27 protein-coding genes are annotated in these 24932 nt (G+C 60.9%); 14 read left to right on the top strand and 13 right to left on the bottom strand.

Annotated features, from left to right (window positions below; genetic code table 11):
* Positions 1 to 21: 21 nt before the first annotated feature.
* Complete coding sequence (guaD, locus tag LB453_RS12255) at positions 22 to 1341, bottom strand: guanine deaminase (protein ID WP_103795792.1); 1320 nt, start codon at positions 1339 to 1341, stop codon at positions 22 to 24.
* A gap of 354 nt (positions 1342 to 1695) precedes the next feature.
* Between guaD and ydfG the strand changes: the two genes are divergently transcribed.
* Positions 1696 to 2442: a bifunctional NADP-dependent 3-hydroxy acid dehydrogenase/3-hydroxypropionate dehydrogenase YdfG gene (gene ydfG, locus LB453_RS12250; protein ID WP_103795793.1), complete on the top strand. Its 747-nt coding sequence runs from the start codon at positions 1696 to 1698 to the stop codon at positions 2440 to 2442.
* A 37-nt stretch (positions 2443 to 2479) separates the two neighbouring features.
* Here ydfG and LB453_RS12245 read toward each other — a convergent pair whose 3' ends face one another.
* Complete coding sequence (locus tag LB453_RS12245) at positions 2480 to 2809, bottom strand: YnfA family protein (RefSeq protein WP_199187313.1); 330 nt, start codon at positions 2807 to 2809, stop codon at positions 2480 to 2482.
* Between the two features lie 131 nt (positions 2810 to 2940).
* Here LB453_RS12245 and LB453_RS12240 point away from each other — a divergent pair, with 131 nt between their 5' ends.
* Together LB453_RS12240 and LB453_RS12235 are read left to right on the top strand one after the other, a co-directional pair.
* Positions 2941 to 3276: a DUF1283 family protein gene (locus LB453_RS12240; RefSeq protein ID WP_103795794.1), complete on the top strand. Its 336-nt coding sequence runs from the start codon at positions 2941 to 2943 to the stop codon at positions 3274 to 3276.
* A gap of 55 nt (positions 3277 to 3331) precedes the next feature.
* Positions 3332 to 3628 (top strand): DUF1161 domain-containing protein, encoded by a 297-nt coding sequence (locus LB453_RS12235; RefSeq protein WP_033747186.1) that lies wholly within the window; start codon positions 3332 to 3334, stop codon positions 3626 to 3628.
* Positions 3629 to 3711: 83 nt separating this feature from the next.
* On the opposite strand, the gene LB453_RS12230 is transcribed toward LB453_RS12235, so the two are convergent.
* Positions 3712 to 5178, bottom strand: coding sequence for an MDR family MFS transporter (locus LB453_RS12230; RefSeq protein ID WP_103795795.1), 1467 nt, complete (start codon positions 5176 to 5178; stop codon positions 3712 to 3714).
* Between the two features lie 299 nt (positions 5179 to 5477).
* Between LB453_RS12230 and osmY the strand changes: the two genes are divergently transcribed.
* From osmY to osmV, 4 genes are read left to right on the top strand one after another with little or no spacing between them, the layout of a single operon-like run.
* A complete protein-coding gene (gene osmY / locus LB453_RS12225; protein ID WP_103795897.1) occupies positions 5478 to 6191 on the top strand; it encodes an osmoprotectant ABC transporter permease OsmY in 714 nt (237 codons plus the stop codon).
* A 13-nt stretch (positions 6192 to 6204) separates the two neighbouring features.
* Complete coding sequence (locus tag LB453_RS12220; protein WP_103795796.1) at positions 6205 to 7122, top strand: glycine betaine ABC transporter substrate-binding protein; 918 nt, start codon at positions 6205 to 6207, stop codon at positions 7120 to 7122.
* A gap of 9 nt (positions 7123 to 7131) precedes the next feature.
* Positions 7132 to 7779, top strand: a complete 648-nt coding sequence (gene osmW, locus LB453_RS12215; protein ID WP_033747177.1) for an osmoprotectant ABC transporter permease OsmW — start codon at positions 7132 to 7134, stop codon at positions 7777 to 7779.
* The gene (gene osmV / locus LB453_RS12210) at positions 7779 to 8915 is read left to right on the top strand and encodes an osmoprotectant ABC transporter ATP-binding protein OsmV (protein WP_103795797.1); all 1137 of its coding nucleotides are present in this window, start codon (positions 7779 to 7781) and stop codon (positions 8913 to 8915) included. Before osmW ends, osmV begins: the two co-directional genes overlap by 1 nt.
* Before the next feature lie 86 nt (positions 8916 to 9001).
* Here osmV and LB453_RS12205 read toward each other — a convergent pair whose 3' ends face one another.
* The 4 genes from LB453_RS12205 to LB453_RS12190 form a co-directional block, all read right to left on the bottom strand.
* Positions 9002 to 10381, bottom strand: coding sequence for a nucleobase:cation symporter-2 family protein (locus tag LB453_RS12205; protein ID WP_103795798.1), 1380 nt, complete (start codon positions 10379 to 10381; stop codon positions 9002 to 9004).
* A gap of 182 nt (positions 10382 to 10563) precedes the next feature.
* Positions 10564 to 11262 (bottom strand): dethiobiotin synthase, encoded by a 699-nt coding sequence (gene bioD / locus LB453_RS12200; RefSeq protein ID WP_103795799.1) that lies wholly within the window; start codon positions 11260 to 11262, stop codon positions 10564 to 10566.
* Positions 11263 to 11366: 104 nt separating this feature from the next.
* On the bottom strand, positions 11367 to 12584 hold the full coding sequence (locus tag LB453_RS12195; protein WP_103795800.1) for an ROK family protein: 1218 nt from the start codon (positions 12582 to 12584) through the stop codon (positions 11367 to 11369).
* Between the two features lie 138 nt (positions 12585 to 12722).
* Positions 12723 to 13619 carry a LysR family transcriptional regulator gene (locus LB453_RS12190; protein ID WP_103795801.1) on the bottom strand — a complete coding sequence of 299 codons (897 nt, stop codon included), beginning with the start codon at positions 13617 to 13619 and terminating at the stop codon, positions 12723 to 12725.
* Between the two features lie 93 nt (positions 13620 to 13712).
* On the opposite strand from LB453_RS12190, the gene LB453_RS12185 reads away from it, so the two are divergent.
* The 4 genes from LB453_RS12185 to LB453_RS12170 all read left to right on the top strand — a co-directional run bounded on the left by LB453_RS12185 (position 13713) and on the right by LB453_RS12170 (position 17415).
* Entirely contained in the window at positions 13713 to 14972 is a 1260-nt protein-coding gene (locus LB453_RS12185; RefSeq protein WP_103795802.1) for an MFS transporter, read from the top strand.
* Positions 14973 to 15140: 168 nt separating this feature from the next.
* Positions 15141 to 15392, top strand: a complete 252-nt coding sequence (locus LB453_RS12180; RefSeq protein WP_103795803.1) for a hypothetical protein — start codon at positions 15141 to 15143, stop codon at positions 15390 to 15392.
* 124 nt (positions 15393 to 15516) lie between these two features.
* Positions 15517 to 16059, top strand: a complete 543-nt coding sequence (gene cybB / locus LB453_RS12175) for a cytochrome b561 (RefSeq protein WP_103795804.1) — start codon at positions 15517 to 15519, stop codon at positions 16057 to 16059.
* Between the two features lie 171 nt (positions 16060 to 16230).
* Entirely contained in the window at positions 16231 to 17415 is a 1185-nt protein-coding gene (locus LB453_RS12170; protein WP_103795805.1) for a sugar transporter, read from the top strand.
* A 39-nt stretch (positions 17416 to 17454) separates the two neighbouring features.
* Here LB453_RS12170 and LB453_RS12165 read toward each other — a convergent pair whose 3' ends face one another.
* Positions 17455 to 17712, bottom strand: coding sequence for a hypothetical protein (locus LB453_RS12165; protein WP_103795806.1), 258 nt, complete (start codon positions 17710 to 17712; stop codon positions 17455 to 17457).
* A gap of 31 nt (positions 17713 to 17743) precedes the next feature.
* The gene (gene bhsA, locus LB453_RS12160; RefSeq protein WP_103795807.1) at positions 17744 to 18001 is read right to left on the bottom strand and encodes a multiple stress resistance protein BhsA; all 258 of its coding nucleotides are present in this window, start codon (positions 17999 to 18001) and stop codon (positions 17744 to 17746) included.
* Between the two features lie 293 nt (positions 18002 to 18294).
* Here bhsA and LB453_RS12155 point away from each other — a divergent pair, with 293 nt between their 5' ends.
* Complete coding sequence (locus tag LB453_RS12155; protein ID WP_103795808.1) at positions 18295 to 18945, top strand: TetR/AcrR family transcriptional regulator; 651 nt, start codon at positions 18295 to 18297, stop codon at positions 18943 to 18945.
* 61 nt (positions 18946 to 19006) lie between these two features.
* Here the strand turns inward: LB453_RS12155 and rhaM are convergent, their stop codons facing one another.
* From rhaM to rhaB, 4 genes are read right to left on the bottom strand one after another with little or no spacing between them, the layout of a single operon-like run.
* Entirely contained in the window at positions 19007 to 19321 is a 315-nt protein-coding gene (gene rhaM / locus LB453_RS12150; protein WP_103795898.1) for an L-rhamnose mutarotase, read from the bottom strand.
* Positions 19311 to 20153, bottom strand: a complete 843-nt coding sequence (gene rhaD / locus LB453_RS12145) for a rhamnulose-1-phosphate aldolase (RefSeq protein WP_224481754.1) — start codon at positions 20151 to 20153, stop codon at positions 19311 to 19313. Before rhaD ends, rhaM begins: the two co-directional genes overlap by 11 nt.
* A 9-nt stretch (positions 20154 to 20162) precedes the next feature.
* Positions 20163 to 21419 carry an L-rhamnose isomerase gene (locus tag LB453_RS12140; protein ID WP_103795810.1) on the bottom strand — a complete coding sequence of 419 codons (1257 nt, stop codon included), beginning with the start codon at positions 21417 to 21419 and terminating at the stop codon, positions 20163 to 20165.
* Complete coding sequence (rhaB, locus tag LB453_RS12135) at positions 21403 to 22884, bottom strand: rhamnulokinase (RefSeq protein ID WP_103795811.1); 1482 nt, start codon at positions 22882 to 22884, stop codon at positions 21403 to 21405. Before rhaB ends, LB453_RS12140 begins: the two co-directional genes overlap by 17 nt.
* A gap of 290 nt (positions 22885 to 23174) precedes the next feature.
* Here rhaB and rhaS point away from each other — a divergent pair, with 290 nt between their 5' ends.
* Positions 23175 to 23996, top strand: a complete 822-nt coding sequence (gene rhaS, locus LB453_RS12130) for an HTH-type transcriptional activator RhaS (RefSeq protein WP_103795812.1) — start codon at positions 23175 to 23177, stop codon at positions 23994 to 23996.
* Positions 23997 to 24008: 12 nt separating this feature from the next.
* The gene (gene rhaR / locus LB453_RS12125) at positions 24009 to 24881 is read left to right on the top strand and encodes an HTH-type transcriptional activator RhaR (protein ID WP_103795813.1); all 873 of its coding nucleotides are present in this window, start codon (positions 24009 to 24011) and stop codon (positions 24879 to 24881) included.
* Positions 24882 to 24932: the final 51 nt, after the last annotated feature.

Raw genomic sequence — 24932 nt, 5'->3', positions numbered from 1 at the left:
GGTTGCCGCGCCCGCAACAACTCAGCGCTGCGTTTCCGCCTCGTCGCGCCGCCATACCGGGCGTCCGTTCACCCAGGTCTCGGCGATATTGCGATCGTCGCCCAGCGTCATCAGTACGAACAGCCGCTCCCAGATATCCTTACTGTTGCCGATGCGCAGCCGCTGAAGCGGCGAAACCGCCGGGTCCAGCACCACGAAGTCCGCCTCTTTGCCGGGCGCGAAGTTGCCGATATGGTGGTGCAGATCGAGGGCGTGCGCGCCGCCGAGGGTGGCGTGGTAGAACGCCTCCGCCGCGCTGAGCCGATACTGCTGCAGCTGGCCGACCTTATAGGCTTCCCCCAGCGTCTGCAGCATATTAAAGGTGGTGCCCGCCCCGACGTCGGTGCCGATGCCGATCCTGACCCCCTGCTGCCAGCTGCGCTTCAGATTGAACAGCCCGCTGCCGAGGAACAGGTTCGAGGTCGGGCAGAAGGCGATGGCGGAATCGGTATGATGCAGACACTGCCACTCGTGATCCTCCAGATGCAGGCAGTGCGCGAACAGGCTGCGTCGTCCGGTAAGCTGGTGCCGATGATAAACGTCAAGATAGCCGTCGTGCTGCGGAAACAGCGACTTCACCCAGGCAACCTCCTGCGGGTTTTCGCTCAGGTGGGTATGCAGCCAGACGTCGGGATACTCTTGCCGCAGCTGCCGCACCTTCTCCAGCAGCGCCGGCGTCGAGGTGGGGGCGAAGCGCGGCGTCAGCGCATAGCTGAGTCGACCGCGCCCGTGCCAGCGCTCAATCAGCGCCCGCGTGTCGGCATAGCTCTGCTCCGGCGTTTCCAGCAGGGCTTCCGGTGCATGGCGATCCATCATTACCTTGCCGGCAATCAGCCGCATCTCTATCGCTTCGGCGGCGCTGAACAGCGCCTCGACCGACTGGGGATGCACGGTGCCGAATACCAGTGCGCTGGTGGTGCCGTTCGCCAGCAGCTGCTGCAGGAAAAAGGCGGACATGGCGGCGGCGTGGTCGGCGGAGTGGTACTGACTTTCCACCGGGAAGGTATAGTGGCTGAGCCACTGCAGCAGCTGCTCGCCAAAGGCGCCAATCATCTCGGTCTGCGGATAGTGGATATGGGTGTCGACAAAGCCCGGCACAATCAGCCGGCCGCGCAGATCAATAAGATCGGCTGGCGCATGGGAGAGCGTTTCCCAGCGATGCAGTCCGACAATACGCCCTGCCTCCAGCAGCAGCACGCCATCGTCGATATAGCGCGCCTGCGAGGCGATCGCATCGGGCTGATGCGCGACATCGGTAAAGTCAAAAAAGCTGGCGCGAATGGCCGTGAGGGGTGATGACATACTCTTTCCTTAATTCCGCTCCCGGGCGCGGTTTGCCGTCGGTCAATAAGCGATAAATTGCAACCTGCATGCCAGAACAAGACGATTAATCAGGATGTTATGTGAAAAAGGCATTTTTGCCGCGGCGGTAAAAAAGGTATCGTGTGCGCAACCGGTTGCCTCTCTGGCGGCTAAGGAAGGCTAAAAAAAGCCTGCATGGGCTCTGCCCGACGATGGTGCAGCGCGCGCCACCATAGCGCAGCGCCTCCCCTGAAAACGACCCTGACCGCCCGCGCGCGCATTTGCCGCGCAGCGGCGCTGCCGAAGTGGTATGGTGAAAACAGGTCAACCTGAAAACGTATAAGGAACAGTGAGATGATTATTTTTGTTACCGGCGCGACGGCCGGTTTTGGTCAAAGTATCACCCGCCGGTTCATTGCAGCTGGCCACAAAGTGATTGCCAGCGGCCGCCGCGCTGAGCGTCTGCAGGCGCTGAAGGAGGAGCTGGGCGAGAACCTTTATCCCCTGCAGCTCGACGTGCGCAACCGCGCCGCCATCGAAGAGGCGGTCGCCTCGCTGCCCGCCGGGTGGCGCAACATCGACGTGCTGGTCAATAACGCCGGCCTGGCGCTCGGCATCGAGCCGGCGCACCGCGCCAGCGTCGAAGACTGGGAAAATATGATCGACACCAACACCAAAGGCCTGGTCTTTATGACCCGCGCCCTGCTGCCGGATATGGTGGAGCGCAACGTCGGCCATATTATCAATATCGGCTCTGTCGCCGGCAGCTGGCCCTACGCGGGCGGCAACGTCTACGGCGCGACCAAAGCCTTTGTGCGTCAGTTCAGCCTTAACCTGCGCACCGATCTGCACGGCACCGCGCTGCGCGTCACCGATATCGAACCCGGCCTGGTTGGCGGCACGGAGTTTTCTAACGTGCGCTTCAAAGGCGACGATGAGAAAGCGGATAAGGTCTACGAAGGCGCAACGGCGCTGACGGCGGAAGATGTTACCGAGGCGGTTTACTGGGTCGCCACGCTGCCGAAGCACGTCAATATCAATACCCTTGAGATGATGCCGGTAAGCCAGACGCAGGCCGGCCTGAAAGTACACAAGCCCTGACGCCGCCCGAGGCCAGCCTGCCGCTGGCCTCCTCCGCTCAGGCGCGTCCCCAGCCCGCCACAATGATCAGCATGCCGCAAAACGCCACCAGCGCCCCGCTCCAGTCCCACGCGCTCAGCTTCACGCCATCCACCACGCGCAGCCAGAGCAGCGCGGTCAGCACGTAGACGCCGCCGTAGGCCGCATAGACACGCCCGCTCGCCGCAGGATGCAGCGTGAGCAGCCAGACAAAGGCCATCAGACTCAGCGCGGCAGGCAGCAACAGCCAGGCGGAGCCGCCTTTTTTCAGCCACAGCCAGGGTAAAAAGCAGCCGACTATCTCCGCGATGGCGGTAAGAAAAAAGAGCAGCGCGGTTTTGATCAGCATGGAACCCTCTCGGAAAGTTAAACAGAGCGCCCACTACTGGTGAGCAAATAAAGCGCGATGATATACTAAGCCCGGCCTGCCGCAACCCGGAACCATCCCTGCGCGCCAGGCGTTAACCGAAGGAAAAGATGATGAACAAATTGTTTCCGACCCTGCTCGCCGTGCTGCTGGCCGGCAGCGCGATGCTGACCGCTGCGCCGGCCAGCGCCAACACCAGCCGCCTGATTATTGAAGATGGCAACAACGCCGCCAGTAATGAAGCCGCGCGTCAGAGCAAAGAGCAATGGAATGACACCCGGCAGTTGCGCAATAAGGTGAACAGCCGCGTAGAGAAAGAGTTCGATAAAGCGAACCGCGCCTTTGATACCCGCGACGCCTGCGAAAAGAGCTATAACATCAACGCCTACTGGGAAGCCAATACCCTGCGCTGTCTCGATCGCCGCACCGGCCGACCGGTCACGCCCTGATTTTTTTCGCGGACTGCTATAGTCAGTAAGGTTCACTACGCAAAAGGAGAAGATGATGAAGAAACAGACCGGAATGTTAATCGCAACTTTACTGGCGCTGCCGATGCTGGCGCACGCCTCCTGCGAGTCCGTTAAAGCGGACATCAGCCAGAAAATTATTCAGAACGGCGTCCCGGAATCGGGTTTTTCGCTGGATATCGTGCCTAACGATCAGGTCGACCAGGCGGGCGGTCAGGTGGTGGGCCATTGCGAAAACGACACGCAGAAAATTGTTTATAAGCGCGTGGGCCGCGGCGACGAAGGCAGCGTGCCTGACAGCGCAGGCAGCTCGCAGGACGCGCCTGCGCAGTAATCTTAATCCGCTGACAACGCGGCGCGGATAAAGGCCATCTTATCCGCGTCGGCATCCAGTAAGGGCGACGCCGTCGCCCTTTTCTATTCTGCCTGTTCCGGCCGCTGCCGCGGCATCATCCAGGCGACCCCCAGCGCTAACAGCGCAATCATCAGCGCCACCACAAACACCCAGTGCAGCGAGGCGGCGATCGCCTGCACCATATGGTGCAGCCTCTCGCTGGAGAGCGCGTCGCGCGTTGGCGCCGACATAACCTGCTGCACCGGATCCTCAGCGTGCGGCAGCCGCTGCGCCAGATTAAGGTTCAGCACGGCACCCATCAGGGCGGTGCCGACAGCGGACCCCATCATGCGGCTGAACATAATCGACGCGGTGCAGATGCCGCGAATATCGTAGTGCGCATGGTTCTGCACCGACACCAGAAAGGTGGTGCTGGTCATGCCCATGCCGGTGCCGATGACAAAGGCGGTCGCCCCCGCCTGCCAGATGGGGCTCTCCGCGCGCAGCAGCAGCAGCAAGGCGCTGCCCGCCACCAGCAGCAGCGCGCCGAGCTGGGCGGTGAAGCGGTATGAGGTGCGCAGCATCAGCCGCCCGCTCAGCGTGCTGGCCAGCGGCCAGCCGATCGACATCATCGCCAGGGCGCTGCCCGCCTGCAGCGGCGTGCCGCCGGTGATGCCCTGGATCCAGGTGGGCAAAAAGGCGCTGATCCCCATCATCGCCGCGCCGATAATCAGGTTGCCGGCGTTACCGGCGATAATCAAACGGCTGCGCCAGATCTCCAGCGGAAACAGCGGTGCATCGGCGCGCTGCTCATGCTTTTTCAGCTGCCAGCCGGCGAACAGCGCCAGCAGCAGAAAGGCGAGTAGCCAGTAGCCGAGCCACTCCGCCTGCAGCAGCGCCATCAGCAGCGCGCTGACGCAGATCGTCAGCCAGAGGCTGCCCGTTACGTTCAGCGGCTGCGGCTTCTCATCGGCGCAGTGCGCAGGCAGGAAGCGCGCCAGCATCGCCATGCTGATAAGCCCTATCGGCAGATTAACCCAGAAGATCAGTGACCAGCTAAAGTGCTGTACCAGCCAGGCCCCGGTAAGCGGACCGACGATTGCCGCCACGCCCCAGACGCTGGAGAGCCAGCCCTGAACGCTGGCGCGTTCGCGCGGCGAGTAGATATCGGCGACGATGGTAGAGCTGAGCGGCATAATCGCCCCTGCGCCCAGCCCCTGAAAGGCGCGAAACAGGATCAGCCACAGCATGCTGTGGGCGAAGCCGCAGAGCACCGAGCCGAGCAGAAACAGCGAGGTGCCGATAAAAAACATTTTGCGCCGTCCCCACATATCCGCCAGCCGGCCGTAAAGCGGCACGCTCACCGCCTGCGTCAGCAGATAGACAGAGAAAACCCAGCCAAACTGTGAAAACCCGCCCAGCTCGGCAATGATGGTCGGCATCGCCGTGGCGACGATGGTTACCTCGATGGCGGCCATAAACATCGCCAGCATACAGGCGAAGAGGATCCAGCCGCGGTGGCTGACCTGCAGGTGTGCGCTTTCAGTCATACATCTCCCTTTTGTTATCCAGCAAGGCTAGCCTAAATTTGCGTCGCCGGTGTGCCTGACGTGCGCCGCTGATGTGACGGTGTCACGTTAGCGAGCCGTAAAGAGATAATTTCCTGCCGAAACCAGATACCATGCGGCTCTGGCCGCTATTCTGTCTATTTCTATCTGTCTGATTTTTCCGATAAAAACTGGCTTCACCCGTTTCATGCTGCTATAGGCTTAAAGGCTTTTTAACAAAACCTGAAAATTAGCGGTCAGTGCATTGCTGGCCCGCACAACAACCAACAGGGGAATTGATGATGCAACATGGTTCACTGGTCAGACGTGCCGGACTCGGGCTGCTGGCTATTGTGGGGGTGCTGGCGCTGCTGGTCTGGGGCATCGGTATCGATACGCTGCGCGCGCGGCGCGTCGACCTGATTTACCTGGGCCAGCAGCATCTCTATCTGGTCTTCTGGTCGATGCTGTTTGCGCTGCTGGTCGGCATTCCCAGCGGCATTCTGCTGAGCCGCCCTTTTGCGCGCCGCTGGGCCGAATATGCGATGCAGGTTTTCAACGTCGGCAATACCCTGCCGCCGCTGGCGGTGCTGGCGCTGGCGATGGTGGTACTGGGCATTGGCGAAAAACCGGCGCTCTTTGCCCTGTTTCTCGCCTCGCTGCTGCCGATTGTGCGCAACACCTTTTCCGGCCTGAGCGCGGTGCCGCCCTCTCTGATTGAAGCCGCAAACGGCATTGGGATGACCAAATTCCAGCGCCTGCGCCAGGTGGAGCTGCCCAACGCCTACCCGGTCATGCTGGCGGGCATCCGCATCGCCACCGCCATTAACGTCGGGACCGCGCCGCTGGCGTTTCTTATCGGCGCCAGCAGCTACGGCGAACTGATTTTCCCCGGCATCTATCTTAACGACTTTCCTACGCTGATCCTCGGCGCGGTCGCCACGGCAATGTTCGCGCTGCTGCTCGATATGCTGCTGGCGGCGCTGGGTCGCTTTCTCAGCCCACATGCGGCTTAACAGGGAGATTTTTATGACGACGCTGACGCGCTGGTTAAGAGCCACCGCCGTGGCCCTCGCCGCAACGCTGGCATTTAGCCAGGGGGCACAGGCCGCCGCGCCGCTGGTGATGGCGACCAAAAGTTTTACCGAGCAGCATATCCTTTCCGCCATGACGGTGATGTGGCTGCAGAAGAAAGGCTTTCAGGTGATCGCCAAACGCAATATCGCGACCACCATCGGCCGTAACGCCATGCTCAATAAACAGGTGGATATGACCTGGGAGTATACCGGCACCTCGCTGATCATCTTTAACCACATTAAAAAGCCGATGTCCTCTGACGAGGCGTACCAGACGGTGAAATCCCTCGACGGCAAGCTGGGGCTGGTATGGCTTAACCCGGCCCCGATGAATAACACCTACGCCTTCGCCATGCAGCGCGCGCGCGCCGAGAAAGAAGGCATCAGCACCATGTCGCAGCTGGTGGCGAAAATTGAACAGGTGCGCCAGCGCGATCCCGACCATAACTGGCGGCTCGGGCTGGATCTGGAGTTCTCCGGCCGCTCAGACGGCATGAAGCCGCTGCAGAGCGCCTATAACCTGACGCTGGATCGGCCGCAGATTCGGCAGATGGATCCCGGTCTGGTCTATAACGCGGTGCGTGACGGCTTTGTCGATGCAGGCCTGGTCTATACCACCGACGGACGGGTCAAGGGGTTCGATCTCAAGGTGCTGGAGGATGACAGGCACTTCTTCCCCAGCTACAACGTCACGCCGGTGGTGCGTAAAGATGTGCTGGAGAGCCATCCTGGCCTGGCGGCGGCGCTGAATCAGCTTTCGCCGCTGCTCACCAGCGAGGCGATTACCGAGCTGAACAAGCGCGTCGATATCGATCATCAGTCGCCCGAGCAGGTTGCGCGCGACTTTCTCACAGCCAACAACATGCTGTAAGGCGGCCCTATGGATACCTTTCACTACATTATTAACAACTGGAGCAGCCTGCTGGCGCTGACCTGGCAGCATACCTGGCTGGTGCTGGTGGCGGTTGGCTGCGCCATCGTCGCTGGCGTGCCGCTGGGGGTGCTGATCGTGCGCGTCAGGTGGCTGGCCGCGCCGGTGCTGGGCATCGCCACCGTGGTGCTTACCATCCCGACCATTGCCCTGTTCGGCCTGATGATCCCGCTCTTTTCGCTGATCGGCCAGGGCATCGGCGCGCTGCCGGCGATTACCGCGGTGTTTCTCTATTCGCTGCTGCCGATTGTGCGCAATACCCATACCGCGCTGGAGAACCTGCCTGACGGCCTACGCGAGGCGGGACGCGGCATCGGCATGACCTTCTGGCAGCGGCTGCGCTGGGTGGAAATTCCTATGGCGCTGCCGGTGATTTTCGGCGGCATTCGCACCGCCGTGGTCATGAATGTCGGCGTAATGGCCATCGCCGCGGTTATCGGCGCTGGCGGGCTTGGCCTGCTGCTGCTCGACGGCATCAGCGGCAGCGATATTCGTATGTTAATCGCCGGCGCGCTGATGATCTGCCTGCTGGCCATTATTCTTGACTGGCTGCTGCATCGTCTGCAGTCGGCGCTGACTCCTAAGGGGATTCGATAATGATAAAACTGGAAAACCTGACGAAAACCTTTACCCAGAAAAACGGCACCAGCGTCACCGCCGTCGATAACGTCAGCCTGCATGTACCGCAGGGAGAAATGTGCGTGCTGCTCGGCCCCTCGGGCTGCGGCAAGACCACCACGCTGAAGATGATTAATCGCCTTATCCCCAGCACCAGCGGCAAAATTTTGATCAACGGCGAGGATACCAGCACCCAGGATACCGTGACCCTGCGCCGCAATATCGGCTATGTGATCCAGCAGATTGGCCTCTTCCCCAATATGACCATTGAAGAGAACATCACCGTGGTGCCGCGCATGCTGGGCTGGGACAAAAAGCGCTGCCGCGAACGCGCCACCGAGCTGATGAGCATGGTGGCGCTCGATCCCCGCAAATTTCTGCACCGCTACCCGCGCGAGATGTCGGGCGGCCAGCAGCAGCGTATTGGGGTGATCCGCGCGCTGGCGGCGGATCCGCCGGTGCTGCTGATGGATGAACCCTTCGGCGCGGTCGACCCGATTAACCGCGAGGCGATCCAGAACGAGTTTCTTGATATGCAGCGGCAGCTGAAGAAAACCGTGATGCTGGTGAGCCACGATATTGACGAAGCGCTCAAGCTCGGCGACCGCATCGCGGTGTTTGGCCAGGGGAAAATCGTGCAGTGCGCCAGCCCGGATGAGCTGCTGGCCAGCCCGAAAAATGACTTCGTCGGCTCTTTCGTCGGCCAGGACCGCACGCTGAAGCGCCTGCTGCTGGTGCAGGCGGGCGACGTCACCGATCAGCAGCCCACTATCACCGTTAAGCGCGCCACCCCGCTGGCGGAGGCGTTCGCCCTGATGGATGAAAACGATATGCGTTCGGTCACGGTGGTGGATAACGACGGTAAACCGCTCGGCTTTGTCAAGCGCCGCGAGGCACGAGACGCCAGCGGCTACTGCGAAGAGCGGCTGCACACTTTTCGGGTAACCGGCAAGGCGGAAGAGAACCTGCGCGTGGTGCTCTCAAAGCTGTATGAGCACAACACCGTCTGGATGCCGATCGTGGATGAGGATGGCCGCTACAGCGGGGAAATTTCGCAGGACTATATCGCCGACTACCTGAGCTCCGGGCGCACCCGCCGCCGCCTTAATCCGTAACGCCTCAGAGGTTGCCTCCCTCCCACAGGCAAAAGGCCCAGGCGCAAATGTTATCGCGCCTGGGCCAAATTAGCTGTTATCCCTCTCTACAGCCCTTTTTCCACCGCTTCGCCCTGCGGCAAAACCACCGCACGCGGCTCGCTGGGCAGCACCAGATTGAGCAGGATCGCCAGCACGCCGCCGGTCGTCACCGCATGGCCAAAGATCTGACCCACCAGCGGCGGGAACTGCTTCAGCGCTTCCGGCACCGCCTCGACGCCCAGCCCCAGCCCAAAGGAGACCGCCACAATCAACATCTCGCGCCGCCCCAGCGGGGTTTGGGTCATAACGCGGATCCCGGCGGCCACCACGCTGCCGAACATCACCAGCGTCGCGCCGCCCAGCACCGGCGGCGGGATCTGCTGCATCAGCGCGCCAACGGCGGGAAACAGCCCGAGCAGCGCCAGCATCGCGCCCATTACCATGCCGACATAGCGGCTCGCCACGCCGGTCATCTGGATCACGCCGTTATTCTGCGCAAAGGTGGTGTTGGGAAAAGCGGAGAAAACCGCCGCCAGCACACAGCTGATGCCGTCGGCGCAGATGCCGCCCTGCAGGCGACGCTGAAACTGCGGCCCGCTGATCGGCTGCTGCGACAGCATACAGTTGGCGGTAAGATCGCCCACCGCCTCAATCACCGAGATCACCGACACCAGCGCAATCGGCAAGAAAATGGTCCAGTCGAAGGCGAAGCCGAAGCGGAAAAAGCCCGGCAGCGCCAGCCAGCCCGTCGCCGGCAGCGGTTTCAGCACCAGCATACCGCTCAGCGCCGCGGCGAGGCAGCCGACGGCAATACCGGCGATAACCGCAATCAGCCGCGCCCAGCGGTTGCGCATGCGGTTCAGCGCGATAATCACCAGCAGCGTCAGCGCGCCGAGCGCCAGATTGCCGGGCGCGCCGAAATTCACGGCGTTGTGCCCGCCTGCCCAGTCGGTAATGCTCACCTTAATCAGGCTGATGCCGATCAGCGTGATCACCGTGCCGGTCACCACCGGCGTCAGAACGCGGCGCAGCTGCGAGACGCAGCGGCTAATCAGCAGCGGGATCAGCGCGGCGACCAGCGTGCAGCCGAAGATCATCGCCATAATATCCTCCGGCGATCCGCCGCGGCTTTTGACGATCATCCCGCCGGAAAGGATCACGCCGAGAAAGGCGAAGCTGGTGCCCTGCAGACAGATCATGCCCGCACCAATCCCCGCCACGCGCCGCGCCTGAAGAAAGGTTCCCATGCCGGAGACCAGCAGCGACATGCTGATCAGATAGGGAATATAGGCCTGCAGCCCCAGTACCGAGCCAATGATCAGCGGTGGTGTAATAATGCCGACCACGCTGGCCAGCAGGTGCTGCAGCGCGGCGAAAAAAGCGGGCGCAGGCCTGATGCGTTCGTCCAGCCCGTACAGCAATGCTTTTTCTTCTGAATGCGACATAATCGTGCTCCGGCAGTCTAGTGATTAACGCTGTTAATGCATTAATCACGCCACGCGCGCAGGCAGCGAGAGAAAATATTGCTAACTGGCTGAATAGAATGGAATTAAAAAAGAGGCGCGCTGGGCTGGATCCTGAAACCATCGATTCAGCCGCAGCGGCTTTGAAGCATTATGTTTCACCCTCAGGCGATCTTTGCACCTGAATCGGGCAACGCGGCGATGCCCATTGAAGAGAGATCGAGGTAGCCGGCTAAATCGCGCTGTTCGGCGCGCGGCAGATAGGGCAATTCTCCCAGCAGCGGCGCGTCGATGCTGTCGCGCAGCACGTCAATCAGCTCCGCATAGTGCGCCAGTCCAGGGTTAATGCGGTTCGCGACCCAGCCCGCCAGCGGCAGCCCGTCGCGCGCGATCGCCTCGGCGGTCAGCAGCGCATGACTGAGGCAGCCCTGTTTGATGCCCACCACCAGCACCACCGGCATATGATGCTGAGCCACCCAGCCAGAGAGCGGCTTCGCATCGTTCATCAGGCTGCGCCAGCCGCCGGTGCCTTCGACCACCACGCAGTCGGCCTGCTGCTCCAGCCGCTGCAGGCTTTGGCTCAGCAGCGGATAGTCCACTGGCCGGCGCGGGCGAATGCTGACTTCGTCTTCTTCGTAAATTAACGGGTTAATCGCGTCGTAAGGCAGGGTAAGCGTCGAGCTGCTCTGCAAAACCAGCGCATCTTTACTGCGCAGGCCCTCTGCGCTCCGTACGGCGTTGCGCGCCACCGGTTTAAAACCGACTGCGCTCAGGCCCGCATGAGCGAGATACTGCAGAAGCGCGCGCGAAACAACGGTCTTTCCTACAGCGGTATCAGTGCCGGTAATGAACAGATTTTTCACCCCACTCCTCCTCAACGTAACGGTTTTGTTTTACAAAAAAGCAAAACCCATTGTAAGGAGTGCGGACGGCGGGCAGCTTGCGTTAGCGCAAAGTTCAGTCGCGCTTAACCTTGTAACAGCTTCACCAGCAGATAGCCGCTGTAGAGGGCGTCTTTGATCAGCGCCGCCGCGCCGAGGGTGCCCGGCTCGCGGAACGCCGTCGGGGCGAGCTGGATCACCTCGCTGTAGGCGGGCAGCGCCTGCTGACGAATGGTGCTGCTGACGGCGGGAAACAGCACCTCAGCGGCCTGGTTGAGCGGCGAACCGATTAAAATATGCTGCGGATTGAAAATATTGACCATCATCGCCAGCATCCGGCCAACGTGATGCCCAACCCCTGCGATGGCGTCGCGCGCCAGCCGATCCCCCTGCTGGGCCGCCAGGCAGAGCGACGCCAGCGTTAAGGGCTGCTGGTGCAGCACGCTGTCGGGCTGTGCCTCCAGGCGCTGCGCTGCCAGCGCCAGCAGGCTGCCGGTGCTGGCGACCGTTTCCAGACAGCCGTGATTGCCGCAGTAGCACTGCTGGCCATAGGGATCGATCTGGGTATGTCCAATCTCCACCAGCGCGCGGCCGCTTTTATGCAGCAGCTGGCCGCCGCTGATGACGCCAGCGCCGACCGTGTCGTCAATCACAATCTGGATAACGTCCTGCGCCCCGCGCGAGGCGCCGAACAGCGCCTCCGCCAGCGTCCAGGCGGAGATATCATGCTGCACGAAAACCGGCACGCCGGTGCGCTGCGCCAGGGTATCGCCCAGCGGGATATCACGCGCCTCGTAGCCCGGCAGTCGGTGCACCACGCCCGAGGCGGCGTTAATCAGCCCGGGCAGCGTAATGGCTATCGCCGTCAGCCGCTCCAGTTTGCGCTGATGGCGCATAAAAAAGGCGTCCACGCAGTCGATTAGCGAGGTGAGCAGCGGCTGCTGCGCTTCGTCAGGCAGCGGCAACGACTCCTCTACCAGCGCGCGGCTGCTGAGATCGCGCAGCGTCAGGGTCAGCGCGCCGCGGTGCAGGCGCACCGCGAGATAGTGCCAGGCGAGGGTATCGAGGATCAGGCCGATGGCCGGGCGGCCGCGCGAGCCAGGCTCCTGAAATTCCGTTTCCTGCACCAGATGGGCATCGAGCATTTCACGCACAATTTTGGTGATGCTGGCAGGCGCCAGCTGCGCCAGTCGGGAAAGTTCGATACGCGAAATCGGACCGTAGAGATCGATCAGGCGATAAACCACGCCTGCATTAGTCTGTTTGATCTGGTCAATATGGCCAGGCTGACTCTCCAGCTTCACGCCCTGTGCTCCCGGTTATTTTCGCGCTTCTAAATAAACAGCAGCTATGGTGAGGCAGATTGCGGCTTAGCGTCAAATATTTGATTTGAAATGTGATTTACAGCACATAAAAACCAGACTTTGCTGAAGGCCTGACCCCTATTTTTCCGCTGCGGGCGAGAGCAGCCGCATCATATTGCGCATCTGCATCGACGGCTCGCGCTCCGCCGACCAGACCAGCCATATCTCCGACAGCGCATCCTCCTCCCTGAGCGGCAGCCAGACCACATCGGCCAGCCGCGCGCGGGCGAAGGAGGCGGGCAAAATTGACACGCCGAGGCCGGTCGCCACCAGCCCGAGAATCGTCATCGCCTCGCCAACCTCCTGCATAATGTAGGGCTTGATCTGGTAGCGCCGCAGCAGGCTGAGGATTTCGCCGTGCAGCGCCGTGCCGCCCTGCGGATCGAAGAAAACGAAAGGTTCGCTGGCCAGCGCGCGAACAGAGATGGTCTCCTCATCCGCCAGCGGATGCGCCCAGTGCACCACCGCGCGCAGCGGTTCACGCAGCAGCAGCTGATAACGCAGGTCGGGCGGCAGCGCGGTGTTGCGCATCACCCCCAGATCGAGCCTGCCCTCATGCAGCGGCGCAAGCTGCTGGCGGGTGTTGATCTCCTGAATCTGGATATGCACCTGCGGCCAGCGCTGGCGAAACTGATAGAGCGCGTCGGAGACCAGGCCGGTAAAAGGCGCGGAAGAGGTAAAACCGATGCGCAGCTCCCCCTCCTCGCCGCGCTCCAGCCGCGCGGCGCGCTCGGCTGCCTGCTCTACCTGCTGTAAAATCGCGCGCGTATCGCTGAGGAACTGCTTTCCCGCCGGGGTAAGCTGGACGCTGCGGTTGGTGCGGGTAAGCAGCTTCGCCTCAATCGCCTGCTCCAGCTGCATAATCTGCTGGCTGAGCGGCGGCTGGGAGATACTGAGTCGCTGCGCCGCGCGGCCAAAGTGCAGCTCTTCCGCGACCGCGAGAAAGTAGCGCAGGTGACGCAGTTCGATATTCATAGTTTCAACATATCAATTAAGATTATTAATATATTAGACAACCTATTAGCGCTTTCCTAGAGTAGAGGGACTTTTTTCAGTTAAGGAATTAATGTGCGTCGCTCTTCTCAGGCGGTTACTCTCGACGACGGCGAGCCAGACGACTCGCCGGCACTCTCTCCCGCGGCCTCGCCCGTGTGGATCAAACGCGGCACGCCGCAGTTTATGCGCGTCACGCTGGCGCTCTTCTCCGCCGGTCTGGCGACCTTTGCGCTGCTCTACTGCGTGCAGCCTATTCTGCCGGTGCTGTCGGCGCAGTTCGGCGTCTCACCCGCCCAGAGCAGTATTTCACTCTCTGTCGCCACCGGGCTGATGGCGCTAGGGCTGCTGGTAACCGGGCCGCTTTCTGACGCCGTCGGCCGCAAAAACGTGATGGTCACCGCGCTTATGCTGGCGGCAATCTGCACCCTGATTTCCTCCGCCATGAACAGCTGGCAGGGGATTTTGCTGATGCGCGCCCTGACCGGGCTGTCGCTCAGCGGCGTTGCCGCCGTGGGCATGACCTATCTCAGCGAGGAGATCCATCCCAGCGTTATCGCTTTTTCTATGGGGCTCTATATCAGCGGTAACTCTATCGGCGGCATGAGCGGCCGCTTACTGAGCGGCGTGCTGACCGATTTCTTCTCCTGGCGCGTCGCCATCGCGGCGATTGGCTGCAGCGCCCTCGCCTCAGCGCTGATGTTCTGGCGCATACTGCCCGCGTCGCGCCACTTTCGTCCGGCGTCGCTGAAGCCGCGCAGCCTGATGATTAACTTTCGTCTCCACTGGCGCGACGCCGGGCTGCCGCTGCTGTTTGCCGAAGGCTTTCTGCTGATGGGCGCCTTCGTCACCCTGTTTAACTATATCGGCTACCGTCTGCTCGGCGCACCCTACCATCTCAGCCAGGCCGTTGTCGGCCTGCTTTCCGTGGTCTATCTGACCGGCTCATGGAGTTCGCCGAAGGCGGGCGCGCTGACGATGAAGTTGGGACGCGGCCCGGTGCTGCTCGGCGCCACGGCGCTGATGCTGGCGGGCCTGCTGCTGACCGCCCTGAGCGCGGTGTGGTGGATATTCATCGGTATGATGCTGTTTACCGCCGGTTTTTTTGCTGCCCACGCGGTCGCCAGCGGCTGGATAGGCCCGCGCGCGCGTCGTGCCAAAGGTCAGGCGTCGTCGCTCTATCTCTTTAGCTACTATGCGGGTTCCAGCGTAGCCGGCACCCTCGGTGGCCTCTTCTGGCACAGCTACGGCTGGCCGGGCATTACCCTTTTTATCTCCGCGCTGCTGCTGCTTGCCCTGCTGGTTGGCTGGCGCCTGCAGCAAAAAAGACTCTGACGCCGCGCGGCGTTAGCTAAACAGGACGCGGCTGCGTCCTTTTTAGCCTGTTAATACTGAGCATGCTTATTATTCAGATCCATAAAATAACAAAGCCCCTGTTAGCGGCTATAATTCCTCACACTCCAACAATAAATGTACTTTTCTTTCAGCAATGAGGATGTCCCAATGGGCCATTACTACTACGTTTCAAAAATTTCTGGCTACAATGATAATCACGTGGTCCACGCCGCTGGCTGCCAGTATCTCCCCCCGCTTGAAGCCCGCCTGTTTCTCGGCACCTTTTACACCGCCAACGCCGCTATTCAGCAGGCGCGCAAGTACTATCCCGGATCGCTGGGCTGCGAGGCGTGCTGCCCGCTGCCGGTAAAAAAAAACCTGAGGATACAGAATAGCGTGGCACTAAAGCATATCGCCTGACTCTGATAATGCTGGCCTCGCTCAGGAGGTCAGCCTGCGGGTTTGCGCCGTTGCGCCAGTTTGTTAAGATTTCGCCTCTTATTCCAGTAAGCTAGAGCTCTTCTTCCTGATGCCTGAGCAAACTATGCGCGAAAAATATGCCGCTTCACAAATTGCCCTTCACTGGCTGACCTTTCTGTTGGTCGCGCTGGCTTACGCGACCATCGAGCTGCGCGGCTTTGCCCAGCGCGGCTCCTGGCAGGGCTACGCGATGATTATCACCCATTTCAGCGCAGGCTTTACCGTCCTGCTGTTGATGCTGGCCCGTCTGCTGTTGCGCAAGCGCCACCGCACGCCGCCGATAACGCCGCCTGCCGCCCGCTGGCAAACCGGCCTGGCGCATCTGGTGCATACGCTGATCTATGCGCTGTTTATCACCCTGCCGATCCTGGGCATAACCTCGCGCTATCTGCGCGGACGCGACTGGTGGCTGTTTGGCATACCGATGCCGGTGGCAGGCGAGCCCAACTTCGACCTTTCCGATACCCTGATCGGCTGGCATGAAACCCTGGCCCCGCTGGGATACTGGCTGATTGGCCTGCATGCCGCTGGCGCGCTGTTTCATCACTATTTCCTTAAGGACAATACGCTCAGGCGTATGATGCCAGGCAAAACCCCGCGCGGATAACCGCTTTTATCGCCCGCCGGTCGGGCGATAAAAAACTTTCAGGATAAAACTGCGTTTCATCGTTCCCCTTGCCGTGCAATTCCTCCACAATAGTCAATAATTTGTGACGTAAGTCACTTTCGTGGATGTGAACCGCATCTTTTTTGCTGCTGCTCTGACTGATCTATTTTCATGCAACCAACTACTGTATCCCGTAAAACGGCCTGGCTACGCGTGGTGCTGCTGGCTATCGCCGCCTTTGTTTTCAACACCACCGAATTTGTCCCCGTCGGTCTGCTCTCCGATATCGGCGCCAGCTTCAGCATGAAAAGCGCTGACGTGGGCATTATGCTTACGATTTATGCCTGGGTGGTGGCGCTGCTTTCGCTGCCTCTGATGTTGCTGACGCGCAATATCGAGCGGCGCATTCTGCTGTCGGTGCTGTTCCTGATCTTTATCGTTAGCCATGTGCTCTCAACCTTCGCGTGGAGCTTCGCCTCGCTGGTGCTGTCGCGCATCGGCATCGCGCTGGCGCATGCGGTGTTCTGGTCGATCACCGCCTCGCTGGCGATCCGCGTCGCGCCCGCCGGTAAAAAGACCCAGGCGTTAAGCATGCTGGCGACCGGTACCGCGCTGGCGATGGTGCTGGGCGTGCCGATCGGCCGCGTGGTGGGACAATATCTGGGCTGGCGCACCACCTTCGGCATGATTGGCGTCTCGGCGCTGGTGCTGATGGTGCTGCTGGCGCGCATCCTGCCGCGTCTGCCGAGCGAACATACCGGCTCGCTCAGCAGCGTGCCGATGCTGTTTCGCCGCCCCGCGCTGGTCAGCATGTATCTGCTGGTAACGCTGGTGGTCACCGCCCATTACACCGCCTACAGCTATATCGAACCCTTTATGCAGTTCGTGGCCAGTGCGGATGAGAACTTTACTACGCTGCTGCTGCTGCTGTTCGGCTCCGCCGGGATCCTCGGCAGCCTGCTCTTTAGCTCGCTGGGCAATAAGTTTCCGTCGGCGCTGCTGATCGCCGCGATAGCCATTATTACGCTCTGCATGGGGCTGCTGATCTTCGCCGCGGTCCGTCCGGCGGCGATTTCGACGCTCTGTATTCTGTGGGGTATGGCGATGATGATGATCGGTCTGGCGATGCAGGTGCGCGTGCTGTCGCTGGCACCGGATGCCACCGACGTGGCGATGTCGCTGATGTCAGGCATCTATAATATCGGCATCGGCGCGGGCGCGCTGCTGGGCAATCAGGTCAGCGAACATTTAGGCATGGCCGACGTAGGAAATATTGGCGGGCTGCTGGGGCTGGTTGCGCTGTTCTGGTGTATCGCGATCTTCCGCAAATACCCGCAGTTGCGCAGCAACGGATAAAAAAAGGGGCTTCAGAATCTATTCTGAAGCCCCTTTTTCTTAGTTAAGGCTGGCGGCTGTGCCAGACAGCCTGCTCGCGCCAGAGGTCGAAGCGATGGGGAAAGAGGTTACGCGACCGCTCTCCTGCTTTCCCGACAGCTGCTGCTCCAGGGAAATCAGGCTGCTGCTGCCGCTCACGTTAACCGCTGCGGCCCCGGTCTGGAAACAGGGGGCGGCCTGAAGCGGTTGGGCCGCTGCGCTGGCAAAGGAAATGGTACCGAGCAGCGCCGCCATCACGACATATTTCACGCTTTTCATCCTCTCTCTCCTTCTCTCTGACGCCGCTCTCTTACTGATAAATTACCGCGGTGCCGTGCAGGTTGTTCTGGCCGGAAGTCGAGGTGATGCGGAATGATTTCGCCCCTGCGGCATCCGCTTTCGCGTTCAGCTGCGCTTCCAGTGAATCCAGGTTAGGGCCGCCCTGCGCGGAGATGGTGCCTACCGGCGTCTGGTGCAGCGGATCGCTGGCAACCTGGTCTGCAGCAAATGCGCCAAAAGTCAGGGTGGTAAGGGCCAGTGCGGCCAGGGTCAGTTTGGTAGTTTTCATGATATCGGCTCTCATATTCGGTCAGGTAAAAGATGTCGTTAAATTAATTAACGATCGTTAAATAAATAGTAGAGCATCCTGCCGGGTGGCGTCAACATTAATTTATCGATCGTTATTTTAATGCAGAAGAGGCGTGAGTATGGGCTTCAGCGCCCTTTTACACTTAACCATATGGGTGAAAAACAGGCGTCAACGCACAAAATGCCAACCTGCCTGCAGCGGCGTGCGGGCTGGCTTGCATATTTTCTTAATGATCGGTAATTTAATGGGATGTTTTTCAGACGTGAGGATCTATGAGCCAGCAACATGATGAAGCCGTAAAAAAATGTCGCGGCCGGCCCAAAACCTTTGACCGGGACGCGGCGCTGGACAAAGCGCTGACGCTGTTCTGGACCCACGGCTATGAAGGCACGTCGCTTTCCGATCTGGTCGCCGCTACCGGTGCGAAAGCGCCGACGCTTTACGCCGAGTTCGAGAATAAAGAGGGCCTGTTCCGCGCGGCAATGGAACGCTATATCGAGCGCTTTAGCGCCGAGCGCAACGCCGCGCTGCAGGATGAGAGCAAGCCGGTTGCCGAAGCGATTGAAGGCTGGTTCCGCGCCACGGCGGCCTGCTTCACCCACTGCGACACCCCGGCGGGCTGTTTCTTTATCTGCACCTCGACCGCGCTCTCTTCATCATCGAGCGAGATCGCCCATATGCTGCGCCAGCAGCACCAGGCGCAGCAGCAGACGCTGCTCGATTTTCTCACCGCGCGTCAGCAGCGCGGCGATATTCCGGCACAGGTCGATATTCTCTCCCTGGCGCGCTATCTCGCCTGTATGCTGCAGGGTATGTCGGTGCGCGCGCGTGAAGGCGTGCCGAAAGCGGATCTCGATAACATTATCGACACGCTGATGGCGATGTGGCCGACGCTGACCGGTCAGTGCATGAAGTCGCGCTGAATATTTTTGCGCTATGAAGTAATCAGGGCGGGAGTTATCCCGCCCTGCTCGTTTCTGCAGTTTACTCGAGGAAAAAGACCGGCTTCAGCGGCTGGCTAACCGGACTGTTGTCGGCATTGCTCGGCATCAGCTCTTTCATTGACGCCCACCAGCGCTGGCACACCTCTGTCTGCGCCACCGCGTTCCAGCGCTCTTCCGACTCGATTTCCACGCTGGCGAACAGCAGATGCCGTTCGGCATCCAGCCAGATCGCATAGTTGTGCGCGCCGTGTGCCTTAAGCGTTTCCGCCAGCTCCGGCCAGATGGGCGAATGACGGCGCTCATACTCCTGATGACAATCGGCGTTTACCTGCATAACAAAGGCTTTACGAAGCATTGGCTGGCCCTGCATCAAGCGCCGCCTGCCACGGCTTAACGTTGAAGCGCTGGCCCAGCGCCACCAGCTGTTCGGTGGTGATGCTCTGGCGGATGCCCCCCATCGACAGCACCTTCACGATCACCTCGGAGGATTTCTCTGCGGTGTCGATCAGGCCAAAGGCCTCGTCCAGCGTCGGCCCCGCGCCGAAGATGCCGTGGAACGGCCACATCACAATGCTGTGAGACGCCATCTTCTCAGCCGTCGCCTGGCCGATTTCATCGGTTCCCGGCACCATCCACGGCAGAATGCCGACGCCATCCGGGAACACCACCAGACACTCGGTGCTGCCTTCCCACAGCAGACGGGTAAAGCGCGCTGAATCGAGATCCACCACGTAGCTCAGCGCCATAAAGTGGGTGGCGTGGCAGTGCATAATTACGCGATCCGCGCCGCCGGTAACGGCTTTGCGCACGCTGTGGGACTGGAAGTGCGACGCCAGCTCGGAGGTGGGCAGCCCACCGTTGCTCAGCCCCCAGTGAATTTTAAAGGAGAGGCCTTGCTCATCGACCTTCAGCAGCGCCAGGCTGTCGGCCGGGTCGAGCTGTACGTTGCGGAAAAACTTGCCGGAGCCGGTAACGAGAAACCAGCAGTTGGCCAGTTCGGGCGCCGGTTTCGTCAGCTCAACGCAGCGCGGCTCGGCGTAAAAGTCGCTGGCAAAAGGCTTCACCTCCTCTTCCAGCAAGCGCAGCGAGACGTTGCCGCCGTTACGTTCGTCCCAGCCCTTCAGCCACATATCGCTGGTGGCTTTCACCATTCCCTGTACAAACCAGGATGAAAGAATGCTTTGCATAGTGAACCCTTAACGTTGATTCAGAATTTGTTTTTCATAGTGACGCACATCGCTTAGCCAGCTGGCGTCGGCGGGAACGTCATGGCGCAGGCACCAGGCCTCCCATACCGCCTGCCACGGCAGCGATTTTTGCTCTTCCAGCAGCGCCAGACGCGCGGTGTAATCCCCGGCGGCTTCGGCCTGACGCAGGCGATCGGTCGGCTCCAGCAGCGCGCGCAGCAGTGCTTTCCGGGTGTTGCGCGTGCCGATGACCCAGGCGGCGATGCGGTTAATCGAGGCGTCGAAGAAGTCGAGGCCGATATGCACCTTGTCAAACAGCTGGTGGCGCACGATCTCGCTGGCGATCGCTTGGGTTTCATCGTCAAGCAGCACCACATGGTCGCTGTCCCAGCGCACCGGACGGCTGACGTGCAGCAGCAGGCGCGGTACAAAGAGCATGGCGGCGGAGATCTTGTCGGAGATCACCTCGGTCGGATGAAAATGGCCGGCGTCCAGCGTCAGCGCGGTCTGACGGCTGGTGGCATAGCCCATAAAGAACTCGCTGGAGCCGACGGTGTAGCTTTCCGCGCCGATGCCGAACAGCTTGCTCTCGACCGCGTCGATATGGTGCTGCGGGCTGAGCTTCTCGGCGATCACCTCATCCAGCGCGCTCAGCAGACGCTGACGCGGCGCCAGCCGATCCACGGTGAGATCCTTCATCCCGTCCGGCACCCAGATATTCATTACCGACGGGGTGCCGAGCTGCTCGCCGAAGTAAGCCGATATGCGACGGCTCGCCTTGCAGTGATCGATCCAGAACTGGCGAATCGCCTTGTCGGCGTGCGACAGGGTAAATCCGTCGGCGCTCAGCGGATGCGAGAAGCAGCTCGGATTAAAATCGAGCCCCAGCTTCTGCTGCTTCGCCCACGCCACCCAGTTAGCGAAGTGCTTTGGCTCAATGACGTCGCGATCCACCGGCGATTCGCTTTCCAGATAGATAGCGTGCAGGTTGAGACGCTTAGGGCCGGGGATCAGCGACATCGCTTTTTCCAGATCGGCGCGCAGCTCATCGGCGCTGCGCGCTTTGCCCGGATAGTTGCCGGTTGCCTGAATGCCGCCGGTCAGCGCGCCCTGCGGATTCTCAAAGCCGCGCACGTCGTCTCCCTGCCAGCAGTGCATGGAGACGGGAACGCTATCCAGGCGCGCCATTGCTTCATCGACATCCACGCCGATATCGGCATAACGTTGTTTAGCCAGTTCAAAGGCTTGCTCAATCAGCTTTGTCATATGCGAGTTCCTTAGCAGGCTGACTCAGCGCCGAAAAGCGTGCCCGACTGGCACGAAAGGCGCTGTTGGTCAGCGGTTCAAATGTCTTCAGAGGGAAGTTTTTTTCTACGCAGCGGCGGAAATCCGCGACGTCGGTCAGTTCGCCTGAGGCGATAAGCTGGCAGCCGACGTTGCCCAGGGTTGAGGCTTCGACCGGCCCGGCCAGCACCGGTATTTCGCAGGCGTCGGCGCAGAGCTGGTTAAGCAGCTGGTTCTGGCTGCCGCCGCCCACCACGTGCAGCTGCTGAAACGCGCTGCCGCGCAGCCTGCCCAGCTCGTCGATTACCTCACGGTAGAGCAGCGCGAGGCTGTCGAAAATACAGCGCGCCAGCGCGGCGGCGGACTGCGGCACTGCCATATGCTGTTCGGCGCAGGCGTTCTGGATTTCGTTCACCATGCTTTCGGGATTGATAAAGCGCGCGTGGTTAGGATTGATCAGGGCGCGGCAGGCGGGCTCCTGCTCGGTCTCGGCGATCAGCGCGCAGAGATCCTCAATCTGCAGCTCGACGCAGACCCGCTGCAGCAGCCAGAGGCCCATGATGTTTTTCAGCACGCGATAGCCTTCCGCCCCGCCCTCATTGGTGATGTTGGCCCTGAGGGCGTCTGCGGAGGCGTAAGGCAGCAGGCTTTCGAATCCCATCAGCGACCAGGTGCCGGAGCTGAGATAGGCCGCGTTGTCCTGCTTCAGCGGCGTGGCGAGCACCGCGCTGGCGGTGTCGTGCGTGGTGACGGCGATTATCGGAATATCGACGCCGCGGGCGTTCTGCCAGTAGCCGATCACATTGCCCGGCGAGGTCGGCTTGCCGAACCAGGCGGGCGACGCGCCGGCCCAGCTGAGCAGGTCAGCATCCCATTCGCCGCTTTCGATATTCAGCAGCTGCGTGGTGGTGGCGTTGGTATATTCCCAGTTCAGCCTGCCCGTCAGGCGATAGTGCAGATAGTCGGGGATCATCAGGGCGTGGGCCACCTTCTCTTTCCAGTCGGGCTGCTGCTGGCTCAGGGCGCGAAACTGATAAAGGGTATTGAAGGGCAGAAACTGGATGCCGGTGCGCGCGTAGATCGCCTCTTTTCCCAGCTCGCGCAGCGCCTGCTCCATCACGCCGTGGGTGCGCTTGTCGCGATAGCTCACCGCTTCGCCGACGCGGTTGCCCGCCTTGTCGAGCAGCACCATATCGACGCCCCAGGTGTCGATGCCGATGCTGTCCGGCACAATATTCTCCTCATCCAGCCGCGCCAGCCCGGCGCGAATTTCACGCTCCAGATGATCGAGATCCCAGCAGTCATAGCCGGCACGGCGTTCGCGGCGGCTGGCGAAACGATGTACCTCGCGCAGATCGATCTGCTGTGATGCGGCGTCCCACCGGGCGAGCATCACGCGTCCGCTGGATGCGCCCAAATCAACCGCAACGATATTTCGCTTACTCATGGTCCGCTCTTCCTTAGATATGATGCTGACAGAGTAGGAACCTTGCGCGCCCGCCACCTTCCCCTTACTGCCAGCGCGGCAATGCCGCTGGCAGGTTTGCAAAGAAGTTCGTGAGAGAGATCACAGAGGCGCAAGGGCGATGGATGTGAGCTTCGCCGCAATTCTGTTAACTGGCGGGAATATCTTGAATAAAAAGCAGATTTCCTGCGCTTCGTGGTTGAAAATTCAAGGTGAGCCGCGCGGGCGCTGAGTAGACTCGGTTACGCTTTTGTTAAATGACCGAGGCTCCCATGACGATTTTACACAGTGCCGATTTCTTCCCGCCGGGCGACTACGCCATCGCTATCGAACCGCGCGTGCCGCAGCAGGCGTTTCCCGAACACCACCACGATTTTCATGAAATCGTGCTGGTGGAACAGGGTTCAGGCATTCACGTCTTCAACGGCCAGCCGCAGACGCTCTGCGCCGGCTGCGTCTGCTTCGTGCGCGATCACGATCGCCACCTCTATGAGCAGACGGATAATCTCTGCCTGACCAACGTGCTCTACCGCAGTCCGGGCGCGTTTCGCTTTCTGTCGGGTCTGCAGGCGCTGCTGCCGAACGATCGCGAGGGCAACTACGCTTCCCACTGGCGGATAAATACCAAAGTGATGACGCAGGCGCTGGATGTGGTGGCGAAGATGCGGCAGGATGATGGCTGGTCGCTGGAGAAGCAGGCGCGACAGGAACAGCTCTTTCTGCAGCTGCTGGTATTGCTGCGCGAAGCGTGCCGCAACGAGCAGGCGCAGGATCAGGAAGCACGCCTGCATCGCCTGCTCGACTGGCTTAACGACCACTACAGTGAAGAAATTTTGTGGGAGGCGCTGGCCGACCGCTTTTCGCTGTCGCTGCGCACGCTACACCGTCAGATGAAGCAGCAGACCGGCAGCACGCCGCAGCGCTATCTGAACCGTCTGCGCCTGCTGCAGGCGCGTCACCTGCTGCGCCACAGCGATCTGCGCATCACCGATATCGCCTTTCAGTGCGGCTTCGGCGACAGTAACCATTTCTCCACCCTGTTTCGACGTGAATTTGGCTGCGCCCCACGCGCGGAGCGCCAGCAGATGATGTAAAAGGAGCGAGCGATGACGCTGATACTGAGTCGGGACGACTATTTTGCCGCCCCAGGCCTGCCGGTTACGGTGGCTGAGCGGATGCCGCAGCCCTCTTTTCCCGCTCACCAGCATGAGTTCAGCGAAATTGTTATCGTCTGGCGCGGCAACGGCCTGCATATTCTTAACGATCGCCCCTGGCTGATTACCTGCGGCGACGTCTTCTATATTCGCGATCGGGATTGCCACAGCTATGACAGCGTCAACGATCTGGTGCTGGACAATATTCTCTACTGCCGCGACCGCTTCGGCCTGGCGCTCGACTGGGGACAACTGCTGCCGCCACAGGGGGGCGACGCCCCCGGCTGCTGGCGGCTGACCACGCGCGGTATGGCGCTGGCGCGCGGCGTTATCAGCCAGCTGGAGCGCGAGAGCCGCAAGAGCGATCCCCTCTCGATTCAGCTCACCGAAGCGCTCTTTTTACAGCTGGCGTTGATTCTGCGCCGTCACGGCTATGCGGCGGATCGCCCCTGGGCGCTGCCGGAGGGCGAACAGCTCGACCTGCTGATGTCGGCGCTGCAGGGCGCGGTGGCGCGCCCCTTCGATCTGGCGGCGTTTTGCCAGCAGAATTCGCTGAACGAGCGCGCACTGAAGCAGCTGTTTCGTCAGCAGACCGGCATGACGGTCGGCCACTACCTGCGCCAGCTGCAGCTCTGTCAGGCGAAGCATCTGCTGCGCACCCAGGATTGCCTGATTGGCGAAGTGGCGGCACGCTGCGGTTTCGACGACAGCAACTATTTTTCGGTGGTGTTTACCCGCGACACGGGCTTAACCCCCAGCGCCTGGCGCCAGCAGTTTGTGCCGCAGCGGTCAGGCAGTTCAGCGCAGGACAAAACGCCGTCCTGAAAAAAAGCATCAGCCGTTTATCTCTCCGGCAGCGCCAAAAAAGTGCCCGTG

It is taken from the genome of Pantoea agglomerans (genome assembly GCF_020149765.1).
In the GTDB taxonomy this organism is placed as follows: domain Bacteria; phylum Pseudomonadota; class Gammaproteobacteria; order Enterobacterales; family Enterobacteriaceae; genus Pantoea; species Pantoea alvi.
Note: the sequence above shows the minus strand (reverse complement) of the source record. Positions and strands in the feature narration are given on the sequence as shown.